The sequence below is a fragment of the Aetokthonos hydrillicola CCALA 1050 genome (genome assembly GCF_017591665.1).
GTDB lineage: Bacteria > Cyanobacteriota > Cyanobacteriia > Cyanobacteriales > Nostocaceae > Aetokthonos > Aetokthonos hydrillicola.
Genome location: NZ_JAAKGC010000191.1, coordinates 1 through 5,720, shown reverse-complemented (window position 1 = coordinate 5,720; position 5,720 = coordinate 1). Strand labels below are relative to the sequence as shown.

Annotated in this window: 6 protein-coding genes; 4 read left to right on the top strand and 2 right to left on the bottom strand. The window is 42.3% G+C overall.

Going from position 1 to position 5,720, the window contains the following annotated elements; genetic code table 11:
* Positions 1-357: 357 nt before the first annotated feature.
* The 4 genes from G4P69_RS35145 to G4P69_RS35130 all read left to right on the top strand — a co-directional run bounded on the left by G4P69_RS35145 (position 358) and on the right by G4P69_RS35130 (position 3,781).
* On the top strand, positions 358-963 hold the full coding sequence (locus tag G4P69_RS35145; RefSeq protein ID WP_208339985.1) for a PEP-CTERM sorting domain-containing protein: 606 nt from the start codon (positions 358-360) through the stop codon (positions 961-963).
* A 234-nt stretch (positions 964-1,197) separates the two neighbouring features.
* Positions 1,198-2,634 (top strand): BCD family MFS transporter, encoded by a 1,437-nt coding sequence (locus G4P69_RS35140; RefSeq protein WP_208339986.1) that lies wholly within the window; start codon positions 1,198-1,200, stop codon positions 2,632-2,634.
* Positions 2,634-3,440, top strand: coding sequence for an inositol monophosphatase family protein (locus G4P69_RS35135; protein WP_208339987.1), 807 nt, complete (start codon positions 2,634-2,636; stop codon positions 3,438-3,440). Before G4P69_RS35140 ends, G4P69_RS35135 begins: the two co-directional genes overlap by 1 nt.
* Positions 3,441-3,589: 149 nt before the next feature.
* Positions 3,590-3,781, top strand: a complete 192-nt coding sequence (locus tag G4P69_RS35130) for a hypothetical protein (RefSeq protein WP_208339988.1) — start codon at positions 3,590-3,592, stop codon at positions 3,779-3,781.
* Between the two features lie 135 nt (positions 3,782-3,916).
* On the opposite strand, the gene galE is transcribed toward G4P69_RS35130, so the two are convergent.
* Complete coding sequence (galE, locus tag G4P69_RS35125; RefSeq protein ID WP_208339989.1) at positions 3,917-4,936, bottom strand: UDP-glucose 4-epimerase GalE; 1,020 nt, start codon at positions 4,934-4,936, stop codon at positions 3,917-3,919.
* The coding region (locus G4P69_RS35120) for a sugar transferase (RefSeq protein WP_208354536.1) at positions 4,933-5,720 on the bottom strand (788 nt) is incomplete at its 5' end. The genes galE and G4P69_RS35120, both read right to left, overlap by 4 nt.

Here is a 5,720-nt window from a genome sequence, read left to right as displayed (position 1 = left end):
TTTCCAAGAAAGAAAATACCTGGGGAATGCGAGTTTCGACTTCGCTCAACTCGCGATCTCTCAGTTGGTTGAGCGAAGCCGAAACCAACTAGGGTGGTATATTTATTCCTGTAAATCACCTTAGTTCTTTCTCAGTCAATAGCATGACTCTGTTTAGGGTGCGATCGCACCTCCCCAAATGAACAAATTTCCCTTCTGAACAAACAGTCATTAGAGCGAGAAACAAAGAAAGCATAGCCGCGTAGCTACTTGACATCAACATCACTTGCTGAGTCTTTGCCAAAAAAATATTTTCATGGTAGTAGTTTTAGGTTACTTTTTTCCGTATAAGACTCAGTAAGTACACGGTATAACCCTATGAAAAATCTAGCTCTACTATCTGCTACAGCGATAGCTGCTGTATCTGGCTTGGTTTTTGGAACCATACAAACTGCCTCTGCTTTAAGTTGGAACTGGAGTTATTCTGGTACTGGCATAGATGCAAGCGGTACTTTCACCACTAATGACACCCCTGATAGTTTGGGTTTTTACAAGATTTCCGCAATTACCGGTACAAGAAACGGTGATACAATTACTGGGCTGCAACCAGCGGGAACTCCTATACCGGGAAACGAACCTTTTGAGGTTGATAATTTAATTAGCCTTAATAGTCAGCAGTTAACGGGTGATGGGTTTGGGTATTCCACTTCCAGTGGAAACTACGCGAGTCCGTTTTTCGCTAGTTTTTTGCCAACACCAGGTTATTTAGAGGTTTTTTCAGCCCCGCCATTTATCCCTGGTTCTGAAAATTTGGGCTCAGAAGATAGCGAGCTACCCATTCGTTTTTCTGCAAGCATTACCAGCGTCCCTGAACCTACTTCCATCCTTAGCTTACTTGCCCTTAGTACTCTCGGTGTAGCAGGAACAGTTAAACGCAATAAGCAACTCAAATTCTCTCACAAGAAAGTCGAACGAGTTTCCTGATTCGATTAATTACAAACAGCAGCGACAAGCATCTTAACAGTTGTTATCGCTGCTGTTCGCGTTAGTATTACGGACGATTGGTAAAAGACAAGCACACATCTAAGCTTAACGGGTAAGTTTATAGATCCTGGATCGATTGCTGTACAATTTGATAGACATAATTCTTATAAAAAAATTTATATTAATTATTACTAGGCAACAACCGATTTCGATATCTACCGAGAGAAAGTAATCATGGCAAGTGGCGATTTGTATGATTCTCAGGGGAATTCCCTGACTTTGCCAAAAAAAGTCAACCTGCTGACAATGTTTCGGCTTGGTCTATTTCAGATGGGCTTAAGTATGATGTCTATCCTGACTCTGGGAGTACTTAACAGAGTTATGATTCAGGAAATAGCCATTCCAGCAACCTTAGTATCAATAGTTCTAGCAATACCGTTATTTGTTTCTCCTTCCCGTGTTTGGTTCGGTCAGATGTCGGATGCTAAATCGATATGGGGCTACCACCGCACAGTTTATGTTTGGGTAGGAGCAGCAATATTTACTATAGGCTCATTTTTAGCCGTACAAGTGATGTGGCAACTTAGCACTGTAGTTCGTAGTGTTGGTGGTTGGGCGTGGACACCCCCAATAATCGGCTGGACTGCTCTTTTAAGTTTAGTTTTTGCTGTATATGGTTTGGCAATTTGTGCTAGCGGCACAGCTTTTGCTGCATTATTGGTGGATATCTCTGAAGAAGACAACCGTTCTAAAGTTGTTGGTGTTGTCTGGTCAATGTTGATGGTAGGGATTATTGTTGGGGCGATTATCAGTTCTAGTTTGCTCAAGCAGTTAACGTCTCAAGCAACAATTGCTACGTTACAGGCATCAGTTAACAAATTGTTTATTATTGTTCCGGCAATTGTATTTGTTCTCTCAGTTGTAGCAATATTGGGCGTGGAGAAAAAGTATTCCCAATACTTCACGCGTTCCACAGTTGTTAACAGGGAAGACAGTATTACCTTGGGTAAGGCTTGGCAAATATTAACAGCTAGTCGGCAAACAGGTTTGTTTTTCACCTTTTTAGTGGTGTTGACACTAAGCTTGTTTATGCAAGACCCTATTATTGAACCTTACGCAGGTCAGGTTTTTAAAATGCCGTTAGCAGAAAGCACCAAATTAAATGTGTTTTACGGCACAGGTATACTAATTTCTTACGGTATTAGTGGCTTTTTAATTGTTCCACGTTTGGGCAAGCGAAGAACTGCACGGTTGGGCTGTTTTCTAGTGGCTATCTGCTCAGGATTACTTGCTATATCTGGATTTGTTGCTAATCCCGCCTTGCTAAAGCTAGCTTTAGTGTTGTTTGGTTTGGCAACTGGTGTTGTGACAACTGCCGCAGTTAGCTTGATGCTGGATCTCACAGCAGCTGAAACCGCAGGGACGTTTATTGGTGCTTGGGGTTTAGCTCAGGCTATGGCAAGAGGAATAGCGGTAGTTGCAGGTGGTACTTTATTAGATATTGGTCGCAACGTGTTTCCTAACTTGGTGCTAGCTTATGGACTGGTGTTTGCGTTAGAAGCAGCAGGAATCTTGGTAGCGATTTGGTTCTTGAATAGGGTAAACGTGAGAGAATTTCAGATCAATGCTAAGGCTGCGATCGCGTCCGTTTTAGAAAGTGAACTTGATTAATGACTGATTTTTGGACAACAATTCTTGAGTTTTGCCAAACTACTACCGTGAGAGTAGGTAAACAGTTAATGCAGGATTTTGGAGAAGTGCAGGCTTCACAAAAAGCCGATGGTAGTTTGGTAACCCGATCTGATCAATGGGCTGATCAGGAACTTCGGGATGCGATCGCCTCTAATTTTTCTGGTTATGGAATTCTCTCTGAAGAGGGCGATACGACTTTTCCAGGTACAGAATGGTGCTGGGTGATTGATCCTTTAGACGGAACCACCAACTTTACACGCGGCATTCCTATTTGGTCAATTTCTGTAGGTTTACTTTACCAAGGTACACCCGTATTTGGCTACGTTTATGTACCGACAACAAATGAATCTTTTCACGGTTTTTGGCAAGGTTCATTTGACTTAGCCACACCATCTGGGGCGTTTCGTAATCATCACCCTATTCATACAAGTGATGATGCACCTAGTAAAAACCACTTTTTCAATCTCTGTTCTCGCAGCACCGCACTGATCCAAAAAGGTTTTCCCTGTAAACTTCGGATGCTGGGTGTTGCTAGCTATAATTTTCTCACAGTTGCTTCTGGTGCTGTATTAGGTGGTATGGAGGCTACTCCCAAAGTTTGGGATTTTTCAGCAGCTTGGGTTATTGTTCAAGCAGCTGGGGGTACCTGGGTTTCGCTAAAATCCGAGCCTTTTCCTTTGTTACCTGGGGAAGATTATAGCGATCGCTCTTTCCCTACTTTAGTTGTGAGTCGCCCAGAGTTAATTCCCGTCTTTACCCCATTTGTAGAAGCAGTCAAAATTTGAAGTGCTCTTACCTAAGTATTCCAAAATTTTTTTGCCATTGCTTCAATTGTTTCTTCTAGAGGAGGCAGATAGTTTTCAATAACGTTCCAAACAATTTGGAAATATAGCTACAAGCAATTCTGATCTTCTAGACACTTTTACTTGAGACTATGGCACTGGCAGAAAGCACCTACTCGAATACATTGCCTGATATCCCTGGCTACACCGTCGTTGAACAACTGTACGTGGGTTATCGGGCAAGTGTGTATCGGGCTGTGGAGGATGCAAGCCAACGTCTGCTGGTGATTAAACTGCTACAACAAGACTACCCAACTTTTCATGATCTTCAACAATTAGGTTAAAAACACTTTAATAGTCCATTTGGAGCGAATGCGATTCTAGTGTCAAATCCTGGAACATTTTGATAATGATGTATTGTATTGCCAATTCATTTTCAGCCCCTTAAATCGCTTTCTGGAAGGAAATTTTTTTGATGGTCAAGTATTTACAGAAAAAAAATCCAACATAGAAATTTCTTTCTCTTGTCGCAGCTTTTCCCAAGCGAGAGTGGTGTAAACAATTTTATCGAGATGATTATATCTAGGTCGCCAACCTAGAACTTTGTAAATTTTATCTGCACTGGCTGTGACGCAGGCTGGATCTCCTAAACGACGTTCTGTTTCAATGACAGGGAAATCTACTCCAGAAATTTCCTTGACGTATTTAATGACTTGCCGAACACTATACCCTTGACCATAGCCACAGTTGAGAATTTGGCTTTCATGACCTTGTTCCAAGTAGCGCAAAGCATCGAGATGTGCTGCAGCTAAGTCTTCAACATGGATATAGTCCCTGATTCCTGTACCATCTGGCGTGGGAAAATCAGTTCCAAAAATTCTGACTTCTGGTCTGCGTTTAAGTGCTGCATCGCAAGCAACTCGAATCAAATGAGATGCGTCTTTTGACATTTGTCCAAGTCGTCCAGAAGAATCTGCTCCAGCAACGTTGAAATATCGCAGAATTACATACCGTAGAGAAGACGCAGCACTATAGTCGCGAATAAACCATTCGCAAGAAAGTTTTGAGCGTCCGTAGGGGTTAATTGGCAGTGTTGGAGCAGACTCTGTCACAGGATTTTCTGTTGGTTGACCATATACGGCGGCTGTACTGGAAAAGATGATTTGATCGACTGCTGTCACACGACAGCAATAGAGCAAATTGAGAGTGTTCCGGGTGTTGTTGGTGTAGTAGTTGAGCGGATAGGCAACTGATTCTGGTACGCTCAAACTGGCAGCAAAGTGTAGCACTGCACTGAATTGATGTTTGATAAAGACTTCGTTAAGGAGGTTTAAATCTCCTAAATCACCAATAATTAAATCACCGTAAAGAACAGCTTTCGGTGAACCGGTAGAACAGTTGTCATAGACTACCACCTCATAACCTGCTTCCCCCAACTGACGAACTACATGAGAGCCAATATAACCAGCACCGCCAGTCACTAAAACTTTTTTGTTCATCGACCTTTACCTAATAAGATGACCCTAATGGTTTTAAAAAAGATTGCTATATCTAACCAGAAGGAATAATTTTTGATGTAGTACAAGTCGTAAGCTAGTTTTTCGTATGCATCCTCAATTGATGCTCCGTAAGGATAGAGAACTTGCGCCCAGCCCGTGATCCCAGGTTTGACTAAATAGCGAACATCATAATAGGGAATTGCTTTTCTAAGGTTTGCATCAAATTCTGGGCGTTCTGGACGCGGACCAATCAGACTCATATCTCCATGAAGCACATTCCAGAGTTGAGGTAGTTCGTCGATGCGCGTCAATCGGAGTAAGTATCCGACTCGAGTTATGCGTGGATCCCGTTTACTTGCCCACTGTACACCGCGTTTTTCCGCATCCCGATACATCGAACGGAACTTGTAAACCCTGAAAGGCTTACTATTTAGTCCTGTTCGTAATTGACTGTAGAAAGCTGAGCCTGGACTATCTAATTTAATTGCGAGTGCTACCAATAGCATGAGTGGAGAGAGTGTCACCAGTAGCAGTGATGCTGTAATGAAATCTACTAAGCGTTTTAGCTTCCAGCTAATGCCACTAGACACTAAGTTAAAGCCGACATTGAAAATAAACCAGCTATCTTGGAGTAGAAATGAGGGAAGTTTATACCATAAGCCTTCGTAATAATCTGGTAGCTTGTAAACCGGTATCCCTTGCAGGCGCATTTGCATCAAGGATTGTAATTGAGCCTCAGATAGTTCTACTTCTGTAGCTACCACGACCCCTGACCAAGCTAGAG